Here is a 22,927-nt window from a genome sequence, read left to right as displayed (position 1 = left end):
TGTTTAATCCATTAATTTATCACAGCAGCCGCAAGGTCTGTTTAACTCGAAGTGTGCTTTGACTTTGGTGTAGGCGTTGTATCCTACTCTTGCGATGAGATTAAGTTTGTTGGTATCGATTCGTTTATCCTTGGTTAAGATGTCCGGATTAAGATGAATACCAACGACTTTCGCAATGACCATCCTGTTGATTAAACCCGAGTCATTAGGTGTCGGTAATTGCACCGATTGGTGATAAACACATTCCAAACTAATAGGAGACCCATTAACGCGATAGGTTTGGATGAGCTCCCCAGGTAAATGCTCCACCTCCGCCATATGAAATTCGTTAATTCCTCGTGAAAAATCTAGTGACGTAATATTCATTGCCTCTTTACTGCGATAACTCACTAAATTGACGGTAAATTCTTTGGTTTCCTCAACGTTTTTTAACGTATCCTTGGCTCCCCCGCTGCCATGTGAGCCGGTTGTGGCAAACATAATCATAGGAGGGTCTTCACAGACAATATTAAAATAGCTAAAAGGTGCCAAATTAGGATTGCCATCAGTATCTTTAGTGCTGATCCAGGCAATAGGCCTAGGAACAACACATGCTTTAAAGAGTCCTTTAGGCAACTTCTGTGATGTGTGAAAAAACATGATTGTGTATTCCTTTATTAGAATGTGGAAGAAAGACTCTTCCTCCTACAGTTTGAAAATTCCTGAATGCCCATAAACTGGGGCTTACAAAGATGCGTTGGATCCATCGATAAGGACAACCCTGGTTGTCGTAGGTTGGCGTAAATCGTTCTCGAGCATGCAGAGTGAAACGATTATCCACATAGATTAATTTTCCCGGAGTAATTTGAATGGCCTCAGATGTTTCTTTGACTGCCTGGTGAAAATGAACTAACGCCATTTTAGCTGCATGATTTATTGGTAGTATCATATTCGAGTAAAAAGCGACACTTATGCGAGGTTTATTCAATGTACCTCTGATTACAGAGCATTTTACCATGGCGTCATGTGAGAAAATTTCTCGCCAGCGATAGGGGAGGTTTAAATAAAAATTCGCGCCATATAAAATCTTCAAATCATAGGTGCTTAGTAATTTTAAGGCCTTTCGAGTATCAGCGATGAATGTTTTTGTTGGTTCAATGGTTTCATCAACTCTAATACCTAGAAAGAATATACCCGATGGGGAATAATCATCCTCAGAAATATACTGTAACGCTGCATTTTCAATATGAAAATCAAGCTCAACTTCTGAACCCAAGCCAGTATAATCAAATCGAGTTTTTCTCTGTGGGGTTAAATTGTTAACAAGTTCTTGCCCCTCGAAATATATGGAGTAAGGTTCACCTACTAGAGAGGCAAAGGCGGTAATAATATTTTCACTAAGGGTTCCTGATTTAAATAATCTGCCTGTTTGTTCGAAGTCTGGACTTCCATAAATGGCTTCATCGATTGGAACATTGTTAACTACTATTGCAGAAGCCAATTTATCGGCACTGCGCTGACTTGTCAGTGTATTAATTAATGTTTCTGGTAAAACTTTGTATATTTTTTTCCGGAGCAATTGGATGTAACGCTCTCCTCCTGAAGGGTCATATACAATCTCGTTAAACTCATGTATTAGTTTTTGCTTCTCCTGAGTATTTAGAGTGACTTCAATGATGCTTTTTTCTTCCATAATAATTCCATATTTAATCCTATACTTCTGATTAAAAATCAGTCCTTTTCCAAAGTTATTTTTAGCTGATGGATTTCATATCTAAATTTATAAAATAAGTTTTTTCTTAAAGGTTGAGCTCGATTAATTGAAACATCGAATATTAAAGAAAAAAATTACTTTATTTTCATTTAAATTTAAGGGCCTAATAATGATCAAATTAATTAAAAAAGGATCAGGGTGGCGAATCTAATTTGTTGACATGCCTCATTTTGTAGAACTAAAATCGCAGGTTTTTACTAGATCATACTAGAACGTGACTTCATTTGGTTTCAAGGCAAAAAATGAGGACACAACCTAAAATACAGGATGTTGCATTGATGTATACAGCGGTTGATGAAAGAAAAGGATTGGTTAAATGTTTTTGGTCAGATATTCGTCATCGTTTTGCAAAAGTAGAGCCTATATTCACAAGTATCGTAGATCAGTTATCGCCGAATCAATCTTACCCTCTTTATATTGCCTATTATCTTTATGGTGATACCGATGCTGACACATGCAGCTCCTTATTTCCGAATATAAATGGAGACTACTACCGAATCACGGATCCCAATGTTCCACAAGATATTCTTCAGCATCTTGGATATAGCTTAAATGGCACGCCTTTAGGCATGATTCTTGAGAAAGAGCTTGAGTGTTATATTGATTTGAAAAATGAACAAATCACAATTCCCTGGCTTGTTTATAAACCTGGGGATATTTTTCCTCTCTCAACCATATTAAATAAAAGAAAGAGTCATGTTTATACGCCCAATGGATTGTTGTCTTCAACAGCCGGAGCGCGATCAACATTTATGTTACCTAATATAGGAGCAACTCTAAATCACTCAAATTTACAGCGAGATTTTAATATTAAAAGTCGACCAGCAAAATCACTATATGAACATTGGCAAGTTTTTAGAGAGGTAGTCAATAGTAAGGTAATTAGTACTGATTGGCGTTGTTGTATTGTTTATTTCTCAGAAAATTGGTTAATTAGTTTGCATAATGATGTGGGTTGGAAAGCTTTGAAACAATATTTGCACGAATTGGCATGGTATCGATATGAGTATGAGCGAAACAGAATTTACTATGATATCACTTTTTCGATCATACAAAAAAATCGTAATTTAAAACCCAATCCTTACCTTGTCGATACAGCGAAACATTTATTTGCTACTGCTTTAGGGGCTGCTCCTGGTTATGCTCCTGCAACAGATAATAATGCTTTGCCGGTAGATATTTTGCAGCAAGCTTTTGTGGAGTCTTATGGCCTAAAAAAATATAGGCCAACAGTGATGCAACCTAAACATTTTAATTTTCAAACAGATTATTTCCCAATATATTATTCATTACAGCATCCTGCTACTCGTATATTCTCACCAAGATCACGCCTTGCCTCCAGTACAATAAATGAAGTACGCGAACTAGAGCATATCATGAATATTTTCATTGAAGAATTATCAAAAGATGGAGCGTTGTCTTCTGATACTGTTGTTGGACAAATAGCAAAATTTGTTAAGTTCAGCTACTTTCATAATTCTATAGATACTCATAACATTCTTAGAAACTCTCTTGAGCTGCTAAATAGTGACAAGCGGTTTAGTGATACTTTATTTCCACATGCATCAGAAGCATTATTTGCAGCAGATGCTTCCTTCTTAAGAGGATGTGTTAGTATAGGTTCTGCTGCCATACCAACACAGAAAAAAACACATTGTCCCAATGAACATGCTGCAATACCAAAGTAAATTTCCCCCCCAATTTTGATATATGATACCTCCTACGGCTGGTCCAATGACATTGCTTATTGCAAATGCAGTTTGAAATAATCCTAAGCTTTGTCCCTTTTTCTGATTGCTACTTTGCTCATAACATAAAAGTTGGGCCGTAGAGATAAAGAGCATTTCACCAGTTGTCCAAATAATGCATGAGAAAATAGCCAGCACAAATACAGAAGAATAGCTTAAAACCAACATCCCTATTCCCATTAATAAAGCCCCAATTCCTGTTACTAATAATTTATTTTGCCCACCTACTAAGGTAGTCAATGGAGCTTGGAAAAAGACAATTAGAAAAGTATCTAAGATAAATAAAATACTTACGGCCCTAATACCTAAATGTGGAAATAACTTTTGAATATAGAGAGGATAAGTAGTGCTTAACTGGGCAATAATTAACCCAACAAGAAAAACACATGCAATAACCAATAATATAATTATTTGAGACGCATTTGAATACTCGTAGTAATGCTGTCCTTTGATTGGTAACAGTACAGTAGTGCTCGTATTTTTCTGAAATAAAAGATAAAGTGCAGAGCACAAAAGCAATAAGCTTGATAAATAAAAAATTGACTTAAATCCATAAGTAGTCATGCTAGCAATTAGAACTCCTGATAATCCTAATCCAAAATTGGCAGCAACATGTGAAATACTAATCGTTTTGTACCGTAAATTTGTATCATTTCGACATAAGCTAAGCATCCATACATTATTGGAGGTTTTAAATCCATAAGCTGCAAATCCAAGCAAGAACATATTAGCCATTAATGCGAAGACTGAATGTAAGTAAGTTAAAAGAAAAAACGTTGTAGATTGCACTAAAAGGCTAGAGATTGAAATAAGATGAGGTGAAAACGTATCTGACAATTTACCAGTAATAAGTCCTCCTAAAACAGTACCCATACCATAGCAAGAAAGTAATAATCCAGCCATGGATGGAGTAAACTGCCTAATAGTAACAAAGTAGAGCGACAGGAAAAAGCAAATGCCAATAGTAAGCGTATTAATACAAATAAGCATAATACCCTGCCAACAATGCTTTGATAATCCTTTATAATTTGCTGCGTATTTTCTAGCCAAAGTTGTTAAATAATCCGTCATTTTTACATTAATCCGAGTGCACTTAATATTGCCTCATTACAATGAGTCTTTTTTACAGGGGGAATATATAAGGTTGAAATAGTCGATAATTGAATATCCGGTAAATACTGTAACTGCGTACGGGTTATTCTAGGATCTAAACCAGGATATTGGGCGGCTTCATAGATAATAATTTCATCTATAGGCTTATAAAAATGCTGCAAATAATCCAATAAGAGCAAAATCCCCATTTTTTTATTATTTGTTGATTCATGGTCAATAATGCCTACCGCATCAATTTGCCACAAGATTAAGTGTGACGAAGCATCTAATTGTCGCTGGTGAATTAAAAAATCCGATGCTTCGAATGATTGACATCCTAAAGAGCCAGGATCTATCAATAAATCAGCGAAAAGACAAGCCTCTGCAGAAATAGCAGGTAAGATTTTTGCAAAATAACCTTTTTTTTGCGCCTGCTTAACTGCTTCTAATCCTGGTTTGGAAAAAACACTTGGATGACCATATAGGGCAAAGCATACATGTTTCATTTGGTATAGATGCTCTAAAACATAATTAGTAATACGCTGATAGGCTTCTGCACGATGAGAGCATGAGCGATATAAAAAGTCCAACGATTCTGTATTCTGATTTTGCTTTTGTATCCATGACTTCAGAACAGGATCATTCACCAAATAAAGAACGATATCAGACTGTTGTATATAAGCAATTGTCTCTGTTGTTAAATGAGCGAAAAACTTAATTCCACATCCAACAACAACCAGTGAAGATGTATTTGGATTAATTTGCATATCTAATGCTAAAAGACTTAGAAGGTCTAGAGATCAAAAATTGTGGTTCTATCAGCAAGTATTGCTTTTTCATTGAAAAGGTTTTTTAGAAACGAGGCATCGTTATTAGCAAATACTTGCTGTATGTTAACATCTTTTTCTTTTAATAGCTCATCAAGATTTATTTTATGGTGAGTTGTGCTAGCCAGTTGTTCGAAAAGCGATATGATGCCCATAGTAGATCCCTCACAGATTAAATTTTGATTTTAGCATGGGGTTATAATAGTTTAAACCTTATCAAGTTTGATTTTGATTTATTATTCAAATTCCATTGGCATTTGATTAAAAGAGATCTTCCTTCACTTAAATTGATCATCACAAATTTTAACATTCTTTAAAATTAGCCTATTTCAAAGTGAAAAGCATGATGTTTTTCTAAATTTATACCATCCATAAGATACCTATTACATTTTCAAACCAATTCAGGTTTCTTATCCATTACAAGAACTTCTTCTGATTGAATTAAATTATTAAGTAAACTACTAGGATCAGCGTGTATCATAGGTATAGTAGATTGCTTAGCGTGTATAAATCCATTTTCTTGACAATGTTCAATAAAACTAAATAGTTTTACAAAATATTCATCTATATTAAGGAATCCTATCTTTTTGTTAAGTTCACCTATTTTTATTGCATTCCAGGTTTCAATTGCTTCTTCTAGTGTTCCTAGCCCACCAGGTATAACTATAAATGCATCAGCCAATTGTTGAAGCATTTTTTTACGTTCTTGCATTGAATCAACTATATGAAGCTCATCTAGAGTATCTAACGGCTTTTCTTTGTCTAAAAGATGAGTAGTTATAACTCCTATTACTTTGCCTCCCAATTCTTTAACTGTAGTTGCTAATAAACCCATCATCCCTAGACTAGAGCCACCATAGACAAGTGTAAGTCCGTGATCAACAATTTCATGAGCAAGCTTATTAACAGCTTGTTTAAATGCAACATTGTTTCCAAAACTAGCTCCTAAGTACACGCAGATTGTTTTCATATTAAGCTTTCATGGCTGATTTTTTTTGTATCATACAAGCATCAAGTAATGCATGGAAGGCGTAATAATTACGGTATATATTATTCCGCTATTCAACACAAATCTGTACATTCATTTTGTTCATTTTTTCATTTTGTTCATTTTTTCATGTTGTTCATTTTATTTGAACAAGCAATAATTATGAACATGGCAAAGAGGATATTGTGATGAGTATAGATAAACTATTATCGATCATAAAGGATAGATCAAAGCTTCAATGTAAATTTGATGAAAAACGAAATCAATTAACCCTTCAAATTGAAAAGAATAATAAGCTAATCTATAACCCTGAACTCGTTGGCAATATCGATAATTCGAATATTGGTGCCATCGTTCAATATATGCAACATTTAAATAAAAAAAGCATTTTAATTAGCAACCACATTAATAAATGTTTTGGCTGATAAATTGCAAAAGGCGAATATTGAGTACGTTGATTTCTCTGGCAATATGTATATAAATTCTCCCCCTGTATTTATCTCTATTAAAGGAGAAACGCCTCAAAAGAAAAGTCTATCGGATATCACCCAATTCACACTGAGTGTTGCCAGTATAAAACTTATTTTTACATTGCTTGTCATTAAAAAAACGTTAGAGCATACCTATCGTGAGCTTGCTAAAATGAGTGATGTGGCATTAGGAAGTGTTAGCAAAACACTTTTTATTTTAGAAAAGCATGGATATATCGTAGAAAAAAATCGTGGTGAAAAGCATTTGGTTAATAAAGATATCTTATTAAGTAAATGGTGTATTGGCTATGCTGAGAGATTACGTCCAAAATTAATGATCGATAAATTTTCAACAGATAATCTGGCACAGTTTAAAGAAACAAATCCCTGTGAATTTAATTTTCTTTGGGGAGGAGAAATAGCTGCTGCAAAGTTAACTCATTATCTAAGCCCCCAAATAATTACACTTTATGCAGACGATGCATTACCACTATTACAATATAAATGCAGGTTAAAAAAAGATAACAATGGGAATATAGAGCTAATAAAAAAATTCTGGAATTTTGATACCAAAACTCATAAAGAAAACCATGTACCCTTCATTTTGGTTTATGCCGATTTATTGAGCTCACTCGATGAAAGAACTAAAGAAACAGCGGAAATTTTATATGGACAAATTCATTAGAAAACAGATGGAATAATTTTTCAAATAATGATATCGGCTCTACCCCAAATAAGGGGCAGCTTTAAAGTTTTGTGTTCTTGATTAGTGCCCGGGTTGGGGGAAGAGCCTAAAAAACTTGGAAACCACAGGTGCGTGTTATCTCCGAACGTCATCCCAAACTTCGACACATATTCGACACGTAAAATTTAAGGTTTGATTGATTTTCGCCAAAACCCAGACTGGGATTGGCTCCCCGGACAAGACTCGAACTTGTGACCTAATGATTAACAGTCATCCGCTCTACCGACTGAGCTACCGGGGAATAGGGTCGGAATCTTAAAACGATTCTGGTTGGGGGTCAAGTAGATTTAGTAATAATTTTTTAAAATTTAATATTTATTGGGAAATTTTTATTTTTTATCCTATTTTAGGATACCTCTTCTGCCTTTGTGGGCACCTTCTCCCCATTGGGGAGAAGGGATTTTTTGTGTTAACTGCAAAAACGTTGCAGGCGATTTAAAGCATCTTCTAATATTTCCATGCTGGTCGCAAAGGATAAACGAATGCAGCCTTCATTGCCAAATGCGGAGCCGGGAACTAAGGCAACCCCTGCTTCAACTAACAGTTTTTCAGAAAATTCAAGGTCATTGCTGTATCCACGCTTTTCTATGATTGCTTGCACGCTTGGGAAAATATAAAAAGTCCCATCAGCCGGAATGACTTCAATTCCTGGCATTTCCTGCAATCGAGATGCTACAAAATCGTGTCGTTGGCGAAAAGCCTTTACCATTTCCAATACACTTTCATTGCCACCGGTTAGTGCTGCTACAGCTGCTCTTTGGGCAATGGAACAGGGATTTGATGTTGATTGGGATTGGATGGTTTTCATCGCATTCATTAATGGAGCAGGGCCTGCTGCATAACCGATGCGCCAACCAGTCATCGCATAGGCTTTGGATACGCCGTTCAAGACAATGGTTCGCTCATAGAGCTCAGGACATGCGTTAAGAATATTGGCGAAGGGTTGGCTCCAAAGGATATGCTCGTACATGTCATCCGTGGCAATAATAATCTGGGGATGCTTTTTCAAGACTTCGGCTAAAGATTTTAATTCATCTAGCGTGTAGGCGACTCCGGATGGATTGGATGGACTATTTAAAAAGATCATCCTGGTTTTGGGGGTGATGGCTGCTTCGAGTTGCTGGGCATTAATTTTATATCTTTGTGCTGGAGTTGTAGAAATGATAACAGGGATTGCATCAGCCAATAAGACCATATCAGGGTAAGAAACCCAGTATGGTGCCGGAATAATGACTTCGTCACCAGGATTAAGCAGGGCTTGGCAGAGGTTGTAACAACTTTGTTTGCCTCCTACTGAAACTAGAATTTGATTGGCCTGGTAATCAAGATTATTATCGTTTTTGAATTTATTTTTAACGGCTTCTTTAAGTTCAGGAATGCCATCAACAGCCGTATACTTGGTGTAACCTTGATGAATGGCAGCGATAGCTGCTTCTTTAATGTAATTGGGTGTGTCAAAATCGGGTTCGCCTGTACCCAGATTAATGACATCATGCCCTTGAGCACGCATTTGGGTGGCCTTTGCTGCTACGGCCAAAGTAGGTGAAGGCTTAACTTTTTGCACGCGTTTTGCTAATGCGATATCCATTTGTTGCTCCTGTGAGATATACTATAAAAGATATGAAAGATTTATTTAAACTCTATGCCGATTATAAACCTGCTGGTGACCAGCCGGCCGCCATAGCCTCATTAATTGACGGCTTGAAATCAGGCTTATCCAAACAAACCCTTTTAGGGGTTACTGGCTCAGGCAAGACTTTTACTATAGCACATGTTATTCAAGCCATGCGCAGGCCTGCCTTAATTATGGCTCCTAACAAAACGCTTGCTGCCCAGCTTTATGGCGAATTTAAAGCCTATTTCCCCGATAATGCGGTAGAATATTTTGTTTCCTACTATGATTATTATCAGCCGGAAGCTTATGTGCCTGCTTCGGATACCTTTATTGAAAAAGATTCATCCATCAATGAGCATATAGAACAGATGCGTTTGTCTGCCACCAAAGCCTTAATTGAACGTAAAGATGCGATTATCGTCGCAACAGTTTCTGCAATTTATGGTTTGGGTGATCCTGATTCCTATTTGCGTATGGTATTACATCTTTCCCGCGGAGAACAATCCGATCAGCGTAAAATTTTAAGACGACTTGCTGAAATGCAATACACACGCAGTAACTTAGCTCTGGAGCGTGGCCAATTTCGAGTGCATGGCGACATTATTGATATTTTCCCTGCTGATGCGGAACGAGAAGCCATACGCATTGAACTCTTTGATGACGAGGTGGAGAATATTGCTCAGTTTGATCCGCTTACCGGCGAAATTCTGCGGCGGGTGCCGCGGGTGACTATTTTCCCTAAAACGCATTACGTCACTCCTCGTGATCGTATTTTACAAACGGTAGATTGGGTCAAGGAAGAGTTGCAAGAACGTTTGGCGGAGTTTAAAGCGCAAAACAAATTGGTTGAAGCCCAGCGTTTGGAGCAACGTACTTTTTTTGATATAGAAATGATGCTGGAATTGGGTTATTGCTCTGGTATTGAAAACTATTCTCGTTATTTATCTGCGCGAGAAGCCGGTGAACCCCCGCCAACCTTATTTGACTATTTGCCAGCCGAAGCGTTGCTTATTATCGATGAATCCCATGTTACTGTACCCCAAATTGGTGGCATGTATCGAGGTGATCGAGCTCGTAAGGAAACACTGGTCCAGTATGGTTTTAGACTGCCTTCGGCGCTGGATAACCGGCCATTACGGTTCGAAGAATTTGAAGGACGCTCTCCACAGACCATTTACATTTCAGCAACTCCTGGCCCTTATGAACAAGAGCATTCTGATAATGTTGCGGAACAGGTAGTGCGCCCTACAGGACTTGTTGACCCAGAAGTCGAAATTCGCCCGGTGCGTACCCAGGTCGATGATTTAATGTCAGAAATTCGCTTGGTGATTCAACAAAATGGACGGGTTTTAGTAACCACTTTAACAAAACGAATGGCAGAGGATTTAACCGATTATCTGAACGAGCATGGTGTTAAAGTTCGTTATTTGCATTCGGATATCGACACGGTTGAACGCGTTGAAATTATCCGTGATTTGCGTCTGGGGGTCTTTGATGTTTTGGTTGGGATCAATTTATTGCGTGAAGGTTTGGATATGCCAGAGGTCGCTTTGGTTGCGATTCTTGATGCAGATAAAGAGGGTTTTTTACGCTCTGATCGTTCTCTGATTCAGACTATAGGGCGTGCAGCACGTAACGTGAAAGGACGCGCTATTCTTTATGCTGATAAAATTACTGGCTCCATGCAAAGGGCTTTGGATGAAACCAGCAGAAGGCGTGAAAAACAAAAAGCATTCAATGAGGCACATGGAATCATCCCCAAAGGGATTAATAAATCCATAACAGATATCATGGAAGGCGCCTATTCAGGAAAACGTAATGCGGCAGTTGCTGAACCAAGCCCAGAATATTTACATTGGTCAACTCAGGAATTAGTGAAACACATCAATACGTTGGAAAAACAAATGTATTTGCATGCGAAAAATATGGAGTTTGAAGCAGCAGCCAAGGTTCGAGATGAATATCTTTTGTTAAAAGAGCAACTAATGAAAGGATAGCCCGACAGACATGGATTATGAACCCTGGGGTTCAAGTGGGTAGCGGATGAGTCGGTTCAGGCTTCCCACTACAGGGTGGGCTTGCACAACGCCGACTTCAGGATGCTTCCCATGCTGTTAGCATTGGTTCTAAAATCTCTCGCTATCGGGTTAAGTTAATTATACCATGGTCTTCTCGATGAAAGTCAAGAAATGGCGCTGTTTGGCTCTATTTCACAAGTGAAAGCGGAGATTTTCCGCCACTGCAGGGCTGCTGCTAATGGCTTTGTTGTCGGTGACTATCCATTCTAATATGTTGGGTCCTTCCCATAATAGATGTTTGCCTTTTATTCCTTGAAATAATTCTAAATTTAACGATGCCCCCTTGGGGAAGTCTTCAATGTCGATGCCGTAGACTTGCCAATTTGAGTTCTGTTCCTCTGGCGCTACGAGCACGGTGGCATAGTAATTTAAATCGGAGGGGATATAAGCGATTACTGGATGATTAAAGGCTTGTTCCAAGCAGGCAAGAAAAGGTCTGGCAAATTCAAACAAGTTTTTGTGTTTATTATTATCAGAAATGAGAAAAACAACGGATTGAATTTGAGCCGATAACTGTTGTTTTAATAGTGCTTTGGCGAAACTAACCGGCTCAAGGTAACGTAAAAATTTATCATTAGCATCCACATCAACTAATAGAAGCGGTTCTTTGGCTTTATTTAAGTCAGTTAGCTGATCTAACGTTACAACATCAAAATGAGTCAATTGTTGTAAGTTCGTCGCAGCCGTTCTATTCTCTTTGCTGTTGCTCATCAATACTATCATCGTATTCTCTATAGTCCGTGTAGTTCAATTATAGTAAATAGACTAAAAAATAAACAAATGGAACTATACTAACATTATTAGTCCTTTGGTTTTCCATTTATTTAATGAAGTCAAAAAACATTATACTCATTTTAGGTGATGATTCGGCCACTCTTAGTTCGGCTCAAAGTATCGCCAAGCAGCTCCCAAATAGTGAAATAAAGCGTTTTTCCCCGAATTGCTTGATTGGCTTAAGTCCGGCTGATGTTACGCGAATAACCGTAGTTGGACATGCTGGTTCTAAAAGTTACGGCGAATCTCATTTTTCCCCAAAACAATTTGTAAGAGCCTTTGATGAGGCTAGAGAAATAGCTGGATTAAAAAAAGGAGTTATCAAAGGATTACGGTGTTTCGGCTGTGAGTTAGGTTTGATCAATAAGCAGGGTAATTGTTATGCGCAAGAGATGGCCAATGAATTCGCCCTGCAAGGATATCATTTAAATTTAAGCGCATTTACTAATCGGCATTCAACTACTTTGCAGAATATGATTGTTGGAGTACGTTTGGATGGGAGCATAAACGTATATGGTTATACAAATCCATTCAATACCATCCGAGGCGAAGCATTAGTAGAGCAATTAAAAGCAAAGAGTGAGGAGATAGAAAGGTTGCAAGCAAAAGTGTCGTTTCTTGATTTCTTATTGGGGCGAACAAAAGCGACAAAGGCAGTAGATAAAGCAGTAAAAGAGTATGAGGACCTTTTAGAAAAGCAAAATAAAATACGGGTTCCGATCGCTCGAGAAGAACATCCAATTGAGGCATTAGATCATGATAAAAAATATCAATTCTTGCCTTCGCTCAATCCCAAAGAGCTCGAAGAGAAAGTTAGCGACTTGCGGGAAAGAATTAATACATGCGAGCACAACTTTAAGATGTTCCAAGATTTTGGAGATTTCAGTTTAGCCTCGCAGATGCAAACAAGACAAAAAGAATTAGAAGAACAATTAAGGACTATTGAAAATTACCTCACTAATGAAAAAAATAAAGATCTTATAGAGGAGGTAACGCCCGAGCAAAAACAAGATTCCCTCTTGGGTAATTTAAAAAAAGAGCAGCAATTGGAAAAAAGAGCTGTTCAATCTTGGCTAAAAAGCGCATGGCAGGGTGTTAAACAATTTTTTAGCGATCTTCGTATGAAATCGTCAGCAACAGAAGATGTAGTAATGTCGGAATTGAGTCCGAAAACTCAAGTGGTAGAACGAACGAATGATACACGCATTAGTAGTTATCGAAAATCTATGGTAACACTTGATAGCCCGGTTATAAAAAGCAACAATAAGCCTATTGAACCAATGGAAATGAAGGATAAGGAACTGCGTGATCAACCGATAGCATATACAAGCTATAAGAAAGACTCGCCGCAAGCTGTTGCTCGCAATTTTAAGCAACAATTAACTCAACTGCGGCAGGGGCATATATCTCAAGAGCAAGAAGAACCGCAAAATGAGACTCATTCTCAGCCTGAGCTTAGATGAAGTAGATAGCAAATGCTGATGAGCATTCAGCCTCTCGTTTGATTACCCATAATTTTTCGTTTAACATGTCATCACTAAAGGTTACCCCAATTCTTTTTTGAATTTGTATTCAAGATTAAGAGCAACGACACAATCAATGAACCTACACTAAGTTCTATTTTATAGATATTCTGCTGCATGATTGAATGGAGGTCGATGTGGCACATATTTTGATTAACGAGAGGTAATTATGGCAGCAACTGCATCAAACATGCTTCCTTTAGGAAGTAAGGCACCTGATTTTACTTTAGTTGATACACGCAACGATCAAGGGATTTCCCTGGCACAGATCAAATCACCCATTGCAACAGTTATTATGTTTTTGTGCAATCATTGTCCTTATGTCAAACATATTCAGACAAAAATAGTGGAGTTGGCGGAAACGTATCAGAAAAAAGGACTTCAATTCATTGCAATCAGTTCTAATGATGCAGAAAAATATCCAGCAGACGGTCCGGAAAATATGCGGATTGAGGCAGAAAAATTTCATTATCCATTTCCTTATTTATATGATGAATCACAAGAAGTAGCTAAAGCTTATCATGCGGCATGCACCCCTGATTTTTATATTTTTGATAAGGATCTGCTTTGTGTCTACCGTGGTTGTTTGGATGAGTCAACGCCTGGGAACAATAAACCCGTGACTGGCTCTCACTTACAAAATGCGCTGGACAATATCCTCGCTGGTAAGCCAGTAAGTCCAGAGCAAAAGCCAAGCCTGGGATGTAATATTAAGTGGAAATAAGACAACTGGCTTGGGTGGCGGTCTGAAGGACCGTAACCCGGGGTTCGCTGTGCTTCACCCAGGCTACCCTACGATTTTCAAATTAAAATTTGTCCGGATCAGCCTTGTCCCAATGTGCTTTATAACTCTCAGGGATATCAGGGCCTAGTAGTTGCCCAGGTGAAAGATACTCATAAATTTCATTAAAGCATTTAACTTCTTGTAAGCTTATTCGTCTCATGATGTGGCTGGGTTTCAAATCGCTGGGGTTATCCAAGCCGAGGGATCCTACCATTTCCAAAAAGCTTTTCATGGTATTTTTATGGAAATTGGCAACGTGATATTTTTTCAAATCGACGACTAAGCCATATTGTAACCTTTTGTTTTGTGTTGCTACTCCTGTGGGGCAAGTATTTGCATTGCATTGTTTGGTTTGCAAACAGCCAGCCGCCATCATCATGGCTCTTGCAGAATTGCACATATCGGCACCTAAAGCGATATTGGTCAGTATATCGAAGCCATTCGCGACTTTACCGCTACAGATGATGCGTATTTTGTCGCGTACATTAATCCCTACTAATGCATTATGCACAAAGACTAATCCTGCTTCCAGAGGAGTTCCCATAAAGTTAACATATTCTACTGGTGCCGCCCCTGTTCCTCCTTCGGCTCCATCAACGGTAATAAAATCAGGTAAGATATTGGTTTTTAACATGGCTTTACAGATAGCCAGAAATTCATCTCTACGCCCCAGACATAATTTAAACCCAATGGGTTTGCCATGGGATAAGTCGCGTAATTTTTTTACGAAATAGAGCAATTCTACAGGAGTACTAAACGCAGAGTGGGCCATTGGGGAGATGACGTCCTTGCCCATGGAGACTTTTCTTACTTTAGCTATTTCTTCAGTTAATTTGGCAGCAGGTAAAATACCCCCGTGCGAGGGCTTTGCTCCTTGAGACAGTTTAATCTCTATCATCTTTACTTCTTTACGATTGGCTTCAGCAGCAAACTCCTTATCATCGAAATTTCCCTGGGCGTCGCGGCAACCAAAGTAGGCGGTTCCAAATTGAAATATCAAATCGCCTCCTTGTAAATGATAGGTACTTAACCCCCCTTCACCCGTGGCTTGGGCAAAACCACCAATCAATGCGCCCTTATTCATGGCCATAATTGCTTTGCCAGAAAGTGCGCCAAAGCTCATGCTGGAAATATTAAATCGTGAGGCACAGTAAGGCTGCAGGCAATCGGGTCCCCCAACGGTAATTCTTGGTTCGACTTCTGAATGATGTTTTGGGGCTAGAGAATGAAGCGCCCAAGTATACCCCACACTTAAAATATCGCGTTCCGTACCAAACGGTACAGTATCACGAGTATTTTTTGCACGTGCATAAATAAGAGAGCGTGTTTCACGATTAAAGGGGAGTTCACTTTCATCGGTGGCAATAAAATATTGTTGAATCTCTGGGCGAAGAAACTCGAGAAAATAGCGTGCATGGCCCAAGACCGGGAAATTGCGTAGGATGGAATGTTCCTTTTGAATCAAGTCATAGATCCAAATCACAAAAATGGGAATAAGAAAAGCGATAAACCATTTGATGCTATGAAACATCGCAAAGAAGGCAAGTATAATTAATAAAGCTATTCCAAAGCCTACATACCATTGGCGTCTCATTTTAAATCCTTTTAATCAAAATTGGTTCGCTTTCTCTTGTTCAGAGCGCATACACTAAATATATTGTCTCCTCGCGAAAGACGAGGAGGTCTCTTTTATAAAATGAACAATAAAACTAATCTATTTCGGAAAATCGTTCCACCATCTCACCACCTACCATTTTGTTAATTTTATTTTCCAGTGAGTTAATAAATTGTGTTACTTGATGCTGTTGATGTGCTTGTTTGTTTTTGCATAATATTAATTCATGACTGATATCGAGGGCCGCAAGTAATAAAGTTTGGAAATCATCTAGTTGCTTCGATTTCTTTTTATTAATCCCTATTTGGTTGTTTAATTTTTGCACCGCAAGCAATAAATTGGGTTCCTCGCCTTCAGGGCATTTTATGTCATAAGTTTTATTTAATAATTTAACAGTACACGATTTCATTTGCGTCATGATAATAAGACCTTTGCAATTCCATAGGGAGCCTATGTGAATAGTAACAATTTTGCTCGCAAGCAGCAATTAGTAGGGTGAACGCTTACGTTAAATCGGTTATCATGGAGTATTTTCTATAAATGAGTTGAATATGTCCGAAGAAAGAGCACATTTGCATTTGCCCGATTATGATGAGTTTTCTGCAACGATTTCTATTTTGATGTTGCATATATCCGCCAGTTTATTACATGGAATGATGTGTGGCTACCTGTGTGCTGGCGCTGACAGTCAAGGCGAAGCGTATTTACGTGCTTTATTAAATAATAAAAAAGATGAGGCCAGTCGTAATGCTGTTTTAGCTATGTTTTCTGTTTTTTCTATAAGTCAGCAGCAAATTAATACTATGGATTTTGAGTTTGAAATGTTGCTCCCTGATGATGAGGAATCCCTGTTGATCCGCGCGCAAGCTTTTAGTGAATGGTGTGAAGGTTTTACTCAGGCGTTGACTTTAGCTGGTGTTACTGCCAATCGATTTCATGAAGATGAAGCGCAAGATGCATTTCAACATCTTGTTGAATTTGCCGAGCTCGATTGTGATACCTTGGATGTAGACGAAGAGGATGAGCGTGCATTAATGGAAGTCAGTGAATATGCACGAATGGCAGTGCTTCGTTTATACAGTGATTTAGTTATGAATGAAAATGAACGTGGTGGCCATACTGGAATGACCCATTAATAAGGATGTTAATATGATTTCTCAACAAGAATATCTAACAAGAAGAAACCAACTGGCAAAGAAACTGCCCGAAGGTAGCATTGCCATCATTCCTGCTGCTCGCGAAGTATTACGTAACGGTGACACACATTATCGTTTTCGTCAGGACAGCAATTTCTATTATTTAACTGGATTTAACGAGCCTGACGCATTGTTGGTTCTGATTTGTGGTGCGGATACACAGAGTATTTTATTTAGCCGTACTCGTAATCCGGCAGAGGAACAATGGACTGGAAAACGCCTGGGACAAGATGGGGCTCTAGCGGTATTAGGCATGCACGCGGCTTTTCCTATAGACAGTGTTGCTGAAGAATTACCTAAATTATTAAGTGGTAAATCAGCAGTTTATTATGCTCTTGCGCGAAATTCAGATCTGGAAAAAACCATCATGCAGTCATTGGTGGCGCTTAAAGGTCAAGTTCGGCGTGGAATTAAAGTACCGGGCCATTTATGTGATTTGGAGCCTATATTAGGTGAGATGCGTTTATTTAAAAGTGATGCAGAACTGGATTTAATGCGCCGAGCAGCAACTATTTCTGTTAAAGCTCATGAACATGCAATGCGTCGTTGCAAGCATTTGGAGCATGAATATCAGCTGGAAGCCGAGCTGATTTATGAATTCAGCCGCCATGGCTGTCGGAGTGTCGCTTATGATCCGATTGTGGGCTGTGGAGAAAATGCTTGCATACTGCATTATACAGACAACAATAAACCCCTGCACCGAGGTAGTTTAGTGCTTATTGATGCAGGCGGTGAGTATGAGAATTATGCTGCGGATATCACAAGAACATTTCCAATCAATGGCAAATTCAGCCCGGAACAAAAAAGCATTTACGAACTGGTGCTCAAGGCACAAAAAGCAGGAATTGCAGCAGTTAAACCTGGACTTCCTTGGAATGCGGTACAACAAATAATGATACGCATTTTAACGGAAGGGCTTTGTGCGTTGGGTATTTTGCAAGGTGATGTGGATGAGTTAGTTGCAATAGAGGCTTATAAGCCTTTTTATATGCATAATTCAGGGCATTGGCTGGGATTAGATGTTCATGATTGCGGCCTATATAAAGTGAATGGTGAGTGGCGGCCTTTAGAACCAGGAATGGTTTTAACTGTTGAACCAGGTTTGTACATTAGTTCAAATATTCCTGGGGTTGATAAACGTTGGTGGGATATTGGTGTGCGTATTGAGGATGATGTAGTGGTAACGAAAACAGGCCATGAAGTATTAACTGCGGCATTGCCTGTAGAGGTAGATGAAATTGAGGCGTTAATGCGTGATTAATAAAGAAATTGATATACTGATCATTGGTGGGGGATTGACGGGGGCAACCCTAATGCTTGCTCTGCAAGGATTGGGCTATAGCACCTTGTTGGTAGAAGCAAAACCTTTTAGTGACAAAGTAAACCCTGATTTTGATGCGCGATCTTTAGCTTTATCTCCAGCGAGTCGGCGTATTTTAACCATGCTTGGCGTTTGGGATCTTCTTAAAGACCATGCAACTGCTATAGACACGATCCATGTTTCTGATCAACATCATTTTGGGGTATCACGCCTGCAAGGGGGGGCAGATGCTCCTTTAGGCTATGTTGCTGAAATGCAGCATATAAATCAGGCTTTGCATCAATTATTACCGCATAACCAGATTATTGCACCAGCAAGCCTAAAGTCCCTGGATTATGAACAACATTCGGCAACAATTCTTACTGATTCTGGTGAAATTAATGTTGTTGCACGTTTAATTGTTGCTGCAGATGGTGCGCAATCCTCAGCACGTCGTTTTTGTTCATTACCTGCCAAGACCAAACTTTATGGTCAACATGCAATTGTAGCGAATGTGGGGTTACTTAAGTCCCATGGCCACCGTGCTTATGAACGATTTACAATGCATGGCCCTTTGGCACTTTTACCCATGCAAGATAATCGCATGTCTTTAGTTTGGGCCGTTCCTCCTAAGGAAGCAGAGCACTTATTGTCTTTATCTGAGACTGATTTTTTACGGGAATTACAACAGGCTTTTGGCTATCGCTTGGGGCGCTTTGCCAAAGTGGGTAAGCGCTTTTCTTATCCTTTACAGCAAGTTTTAATGCCAATACAAACCAAATGGCCAGTAGTTTTTGTAGGTAATGCGGCGCACACCCTGCACCCAGTAGCGGGACAGGGATTTAATTTAGGGCTTAGAGATGTGGCGACTTTAGCGCAATGTATTGCTGAGCAAGGAATTAACGCGGCGATGTTGCAACATTATGTGCAATTAAGAGCCCACGATCAAAAAGCTATTACTCGTTTAACAGATGGTTTAATTCACGTATTTACCAGTCGTTTACCAGGATTTGGGGTGGCACGAGGGTTGGGCTTGATTGCTCTTGATAATATTCCTGTATTGAAGAACCTTTTAGCACGATATGCACGAGGGTTTGGGGGAGTGGTTCCTGATTTGGTTTGTGAAATCGCATTGCCAAAGCGATAAAATAGTTATGAAGGAAAAAAAATGAGTCTGCAATTTAACGTATTAGTAATTGGCGGTGGCATTGTGGGTTTAACTGCTGCTCTAGCTATGGCGCAGCGTGGTCACTCTGTAGCAGTAATTGATGCAGGCTCATTAAAAGTTGATAGCTCACAACCTGATACTCGGGTCTATGCAATTAATTTTGCATCACAAACACTGTTGCACCAATTAAACGCCTGGCAACATTTAGATAAGCCACGTCTTTCTCCTTACCGTAGTATGTATGTTTGGGATGCTGAAAGTAACGCTCATATTGATTTTGATTCACGCTATATAGGCAAACAGAATCTAGGGAATATCATTGAAGAATCTGTGTTGAAACAGGCTTTACTACACCAGGTTTCAACTCAGCGTTCCATTCATTTATTCCCTGACAGCCGTGTTGAAGAGGTTTTTAGTGATGAAGCTGGGGTTAAAGTATCAAGCAATCAGCAAACTTGGGAAGGACATCTGTTAATGATTGCTGATGGAGCGAATTCACCAGCACGGCAAAAACTTAAGGTGCCATTAAACAGCTGGTCTTATGAACAACATGCTTTAGTAGCCACCGTATCAGTAGAGAAACCGCACCAACAAACCGCATATCAGGTATTTCGTGCTGATGGGCCTTTGGCATTTCTACCACTTGCCGATGCACATCAATGTTCTATCGTATGGTCTACTGATCCAGTACATGCAAAAAAATTGATGAATCTTTCGGAGCAGGAGTTTAATGAATCATTAACCCGGGCTTTTGCTAAAAAACTGGGTCGGGTTGAAGTAATAAGTACACGCCATCAGTTCCCTTTACAGATGCGTCATGTGAAACAATATGCAGGTGACCGGTGGTTGCTTCTTGGTGACGCAGCACATACGATCCATCCTTTAGCTGGTTTGGGTTTAAATGTTGGCCTGGCTGATGTACGCTCATGGATTCAATGTTTGGATACCGTACAGGATAAGCTGTTATCTAAAAAAGCGTTAGGTGCTTATCAACGTGAGCGCAAACATGCAGTATGGCAAATTATTATGATGATGGAAGGTTTCAAACGATTATTCAGTAATTCCTTTATGCCGGTTGTTACCTTACGTGGTTTAGGTTTAAATTTATGTAATCGATTGATGCCTATAAAACGATTATTTATTCAACATGCACAAGGCGGGTAACACTAGGAGCGCCTCTTTTTCCACGATTATTTATGCTAAAAAAACTGCTATTTATCTGATGAGTAAATGATCCATTATTCTATTATTAGGGATAGATACGATTACACATTTAATTGTTATTTCAATAAATGGAAAGAAATTACCCCAATTGCAAGCCAATCCGTGTTTTTGTCTAAAAAGTAGCTGGACAGGTTACTTTTTTTTATTAAAATTCATCCATCATTGAACTATGAAGAATCAATATGAAAAAACCCATTATATTTTTAAAAAACTCAGACAGAGTACAAGCCATGGAGGAAATGCTAAAAGAGGAATTGATTTTTTTTCCTGACGAAGAAGATTCTCGCATAAAGTTATGTAATTATGTAAAAAATAATTGCAGCCAACCAGATTTTAATTATCAATGTACAGAGTATGATGAGGATGTAATTATAGCCGCTAATCCCAATCTTGGCCCCAAGCAACTAGGGGTCTATGCTGCTAAATCATTTAAGGCTGGAGACATTGTCGGAGAAATAAAAGGCACTGATTTATTTGGGATACGGCCTAATGCTGAGATAGACAGGAAGGTCGAAGCGTATCAAGAGGATTCCTCTTATGTTTGGAAATTAAATTTAGATGATAAAGACAAATATGCTGTATTAATTGATTTGTTGAAAGAAGGATCCGGTACTCGTTGGGTTAACCACGCAAATAAACCTAATTTAGAAGTAAAAGTGATTTGCAAGCAACGTAAAGATGAGTATGGTCAAATTTTATTTGATTATCATGCCTATTATGTTGCAGTCAAAAATATTGCATTTGCTGATGAGCTGACTATTTCTTATGGAGATGATTATTTTTCCGTGGAGCGACCTCAAGTTATGTGTCAACCTCAAACTTTGGTCGATATCCTTCATGAACTTGCTAAAACACAAGCAGTTGAAGTAAGTAAGATAAGTACTCGTTATGAAATAAAAGATTTTTTCACTTTATTAAGAGCCGCCATGTTAAGCAAAGAAGAACAAAAAAAACGAATGTATCTAGATAAAAATTTAGATCCTAAAATCTATGATTTGAGAAACCTCGAAGATGTAATGCGCTTTCAAAAAGAGCAAAAGATTGAGCTGAAGCGAAACTCGCCTTACCATTTATATATAGCTCCTACAGTACGCGGGAATGGGGAATATCGTTATTCATTATTTAGTGGTCAGAAAATTCCTGCGAAGAAAACCCTATGCGAGCTAGTTGGCCAGAAAATGGAAGGCGTGCCGGTAAAGAATCAAGAGATGCTCTTGTGGGCGGCCCAGCGTAATATTGATACGAATTATTTAGTGGAATCAGGCGAGGGCGGATATCTTTATACTAAAGACAAGGCATCAGAAGCCTATTGCATAGAAGGAGCAAAGTACCGAAATGAAATGAATGTTCGCTTTGATTTTGCAACAAATTCTTATATAACGACACGACAAATTCTACCCGGTGAAGAAATTTTGGCGTTTTATCAGAGTTATGATTTCGGAGCCTCCCCGACGACTTTGGCTAAAGTGTTCACTGATTTTAATGAGTCACAATATTATTACCAAGCTACCTGGAGCAACGATAAAGTCGTTATGGAGCACGTGATACCCAAAACCCCTGGTTATAATTTAGATGAGGTTGATGACTCAATCTACCCCGAGTTTTCTGATCAAGAGTATACAAATGAAATGAGTCCGCTAACTGATTATGATGAAGATGTGCACATTTTAACACCTGGTCATGATTTAGAAGAAGATGAAAAAATCCTCCCTCCTGGTTATAGCGTTGATGTAGTGGACACCGACCTCTCTCGTGGTTCGGAGGAGGAGCTTCAAATAGATGAAGAACGCCTCCATGAAAAAAGGAAGACTTGGAGTCCATCTTTTCAATTTAGCGAAAATAGCGGGCATAAAAAAAGGAAAATTACAGAAATGGAACCGGGTGAATATAAAGAGGATGGAACTCTTTTGGATACAGAATTACGCCTCCATTAATTAGCCAGGCTTTGCTATTGGCATTATGAACGGTGAGGGCTTATTATTAAGCGCTCACCAGGAGAAGTTATCTCGAAAAATAGACGTTAATCC

The 22,927-nt window shown here is 38.7% G+C and carries 21 protein-coding genes, 1 tRNA gene and 1 other RNA gene; 11 read left to right on the top strand and 12 right to left on the bottom strand.

Annotation, left to right across the window (positions count from 1 at the left end; translation table 11 throughout):
* Positions 1 to 3 precede the first annotated feature (3 nt).
* Positions 4 to 639, bottom strand: a complete 636-nt coding sequence (locus tag DGG96_RS16015) for a flavin reductase family protein (protein WP_110143643.1) — start codon at positions 637 to 639, stop codon at positions 4 to 6.
* A complete protein-coding gene (locus DGG96_RS16010) occupies positions 608 to 1,672 on the bottom strand; it encodes a Fe(II)-2OG oxygenase family protein (RefSeq protein WP_110143642.1) in 1,065 nt (354 codons plus the stop codon). The genes DGG96_RS16015 and DGG96_RS16010 overlap by 32 nt, the downstream gene beginning before the upstream one ends.
* 323 nt (positions 1,673 to 1,995) lie before the next feature.
* On the opposite strand from DGG96_RS16010, the gene DGG96_RS16005 reads away from it, so the two are divergent.
* Complete coding sequence (locus DGG96_RS16005; RefSeq protein WP_233590617.1) at positions 1,996 to 3,441, top strand: hypothetical protein; 1,446 nt, start codon at positions 1,996 to 1,998, stop codon at positions 3,439 to 3,441.
* Here the strand turns inward: DGG96_RS16005 and DGG96_RS16000 are convergent.
* The 4 genes from DGG96_RS16000 to DGG96_RS15985 form a co-directional block, all read right to left on the bottom strand.
* Positions 3,352 to 4,572 carry an MFS transporter gene (locus DGG96_RS16000; RefSeq protein ID WP_110143640.1) on the bottom strand — a complete coding sequence of 407 codons (1,221 nt, stop codon included), beginning with the start codon at positions 4,570 to 4,572 and terminating at the stop codon, positions 3,352 to 3,354. The genes DGG96_RS16005 and DGG96_RS16000 overlap by 90 nt on opposite strands.
* A gap of 2 nt (positions 4,573 to 4,574) precedes the next feature.
* Positions 4,575 to 5,360, bottom strand: a complete 786-nt coding sequence (locus DGG96_RS15995) for an SAM-dependent methyltransferase (protein ID WP_110143639.1) — start codon at positions 5,358 to 5,360, stop codon at positions 4,575 to 4,577.
* 26 nt (positions 5,361 to 5,386) lie between these two features.
* Positions 5,387 to 5,575: a hypothetical protein gene (locus tag DGG96_RS15990; RefSeq protein ID WP_110143638.1), complete on the bottom strand. Its 189-nt coding sequence runs from the start codon at positions 5,573 to 5,575 to the stop codon at positions 5,387 to 5,389.
* 236 nt (positions 5,576 to 5,811) lie between these two features.
* The gene (locus DGG96_RS15985; protein WP_110143637.1) at positions 5,812 to 6,390 is read right to left on the bottom strand and encodes an LOG family protein; all 579 of its coding nucleotides are present in this window, start codon (positions 6,388 to 6,390) and stop codon (positions 5,812 to 5,814) included.
* Between the two features lie 203 nt (positions 6,391 to 6,593).
* On the opposite strand from DGG96_RS15985, the gene DGG96_RS21215 reads away from it, so the two are divergent.
* Entirely contained in the window at positions 6,594 to 6,833 is a 240-nt protein-coding gene (locus DGG96_RS21215; protein WP_240610472.1) for a hypothetical protein, read from the top strand.
* Positions 6,826 to 7,563 carry a type IV toxin-antitoxin system AbiEi family antitoxin gene (locus DGG96_RS15980; RefSeq protein WP_240610471.1) on the top strand — a complete coding sequence of 246 codons (738 nt, stop codon included), beginning with the start codon at positions 6,826 to 6,828 and terminating at the stop codon, positions 7,561 to 7,563. The genes DGG96_RS21215 and DGG96_RS15980 overlap by 8 nt, the downstream gene beginning before the upstream one ends.
* A 225-nt stretch (positions 7,564 to 7,788) precedes the next feature.
* Here DGG96_RS15980 and DGG96_RS15975 read toward each other — a convergent pair.
* Positions 7,789 to 7,864, bottom strand: a tRNA-Asn gene (locus DGG96_RS15975).
* Between the two features lie 168 nt (positions 7,865 to 8,032).
* Positions 8,033 to 9,211 (bottom strand): pyridoxal phosphate-dependent aminotransferase, encoded by a 1,179-nt coding sequence (locus DGG96_RS15970; RefSeq protein ID WP_110143636.1) that lies wholly within the window; start codon positions 9,209 to 9,211, stop codon positions 8,033 to 8,035.
* 32 nt (positions 9,212 to 9,243) lie between these two features.
* On the opposite strand from DGG96_RS15970, the gene uvrB reads away from it, so the two are divergent.
* A complete protein-coding gene (gene uvrB / locus DGG96_RS15965; RefSeq protein WP_110143661.1) occupies positions 9,244 to 11,235 on the top strand; it encodes an excinuclease ABC subunit UvrB in 1,992 nt (663 codons plus the stop codon).
* Here the strand turns inward: uvrB and ssrS are convergent.
* Positions 11,230 to 11,390: non-coding RNA, 6S RNA (ssrS, locus tag DGG96_RS15960), on the bottom strand. The genes uvrB and ssrS overlap by 6 nt on opposite strands.
* A gap of 58 nt (positions 11,391 to 11,448) precedes the next feature.
* On the bottom strand, positions 11,449 to 12,039 hold the full coding sequence (locus DGG96_RS15955) for a hypothetical protein (RefSeq protein ID WP_110143635.1): 591 nt from the start codon (positions 12,037 to 12,039) through the stop codon (positions 11,449 to 11,451).
* Between the two features lie 104 nt (positions 12,040 to 12,143).
* Here DGG96_RS15955 and DGG96_RS15950 point away from each other — a divergent pair, with 104 nt between their 5' ends.
* A complete protein-coding gene (locus DGG96_RS15950) occupies positions 12,144 to 13,553 on the top strand; it encodes a hypothetical protein (protein ID WP_110143634.1) in 1,410 nt (469 codons plus the stop codon).
* A 229-nt stretch (positions 13,554 to 13,782) separates the two neighbouring features.
* A complete protein-coding gene (locus tag DGG96_RS15945; RefSeq protein WP_110143633.1) occupies positions 13,783 to 14,337 on the top strand; it encodes a thioredoxin family protein in 555 nt (184 codons plus the stop codon).
* Between the two features lie 82 nt (positions 14,338 to 14,419).
* Here DGG96_RS15945 and DGG96_RS15940 read toward each other — a convergent pair whose 3' ends face one another.
* Positions 14,420 to 15,991, bottom strand: coding sequence for an FMN-binding glutamate synthase family protein (locus DGG96_RS15940; RefSeq protein WP_110143632.1), 1,572 nt, complete (start codon positions 15,989 to 15,991; stop codon positions 14,420 to 14,422).
* A 115-nt stretch (positions 15,992 to 16,106) separates the two neighbouring features.
* The gene (locus DGG96_RS15935) at positions 16,107 to 16,430 is read right to left on the bottom strand and encodes a cell division protein ZapA (RefSeq protein ID WP_058467636.1); all 324 of its coding nucleotides are present in this window, start codon (positions 16,428 to 16,430) and stop codon (positions 16,107 to 16,109) included.
* Positions 16,431 to 16,563: 133 nt separating this feature from the next.
* On the opposite strand from DGG96_RS15935, the gene DGG96_RS15930 reads away from it, so the two are divergent.
* The 5 genes from DGG96_RS15930 (at position 16,564) to DGG96_RS15910 (ending at position 22,834) form a co-directional block, all read left to right on the top strand.
* Positions 16,564 to 17,148: a UPF0149 family protein gene (locus DGG96_RS15930; RefSeq protein WP_110143631.1), complete on the top strand. Its 585-nt coding sequence runs from the start codon at positions 16,564 to 16,566 to the stop codon at positions 17,146 to 17,148.
* Positions 17,149 to 17,161: 13 nt separating this feature from the next.
* Positions 17,162 to 18,469 carry a Xaa-Pro aminopeptidase gene (gene pepP / locus DGG96_RS15925; protein ID WP_110143630.1) on the top strand — a complete coding sequence of 436 codons (1,308 nt, stop codon included), beginning with the start codon at positions 17,162 to 17,164 and terminating at the stop codon, positions 18,467 to 18,469.
* Positions 18,462 to 19,655, top strand: coding sequence for a 2-octaprenyl-6-methoxyphenyl hydroxylase (gene ubiH, locus DGG96_RS15920; protein ID WP_110143629.1), 1,194 nt, complete (start codon positions 18,462 to 18,464; stop codon positions 19,653 to 19,655). Before pepP ends, ubiH begins: the two co-directional genes overlap by 8 nt.
* Positions 19,656 to 19,676: 21 nt before the next feature.
* Entirely contained in the window at positions 19,677 to 20,840 is a 1,164-nt protein-coding gene (locus DGG96_RS15915) for a UbiH/UbiF/VisC/COQ6 family ubiquinone biosynthesis hydroxylase (RefSeq protein WP_110143628.1), read from the top strand.
* A 242-nt stretch (positions 20,841 to 21,082) separates the two neighbouring features.
* Positions 21,083 to 22,834 (top strand): SET domain-containing protein-lysine N-methyltransferase, encoded by a 1,752-nt coding sequence (locus DGG96_RS15910; RefSeq protein WP_110143627.1) that lies wholly within the window; start codon positions 21,083 to 21,085, stop codon positions 22,832 to 22,834.
* Positions 22,835 to 22,927 lie beyond the last annotated feature (93 nt).

Source organism: Legionella qingyii, from assembly GCF_003184185.1.
The sequence above is the reverse complement of the archived record's forward strand: the minus strand, read 5'-3'. Positions and strand labels throughout refer to the sequence as shown.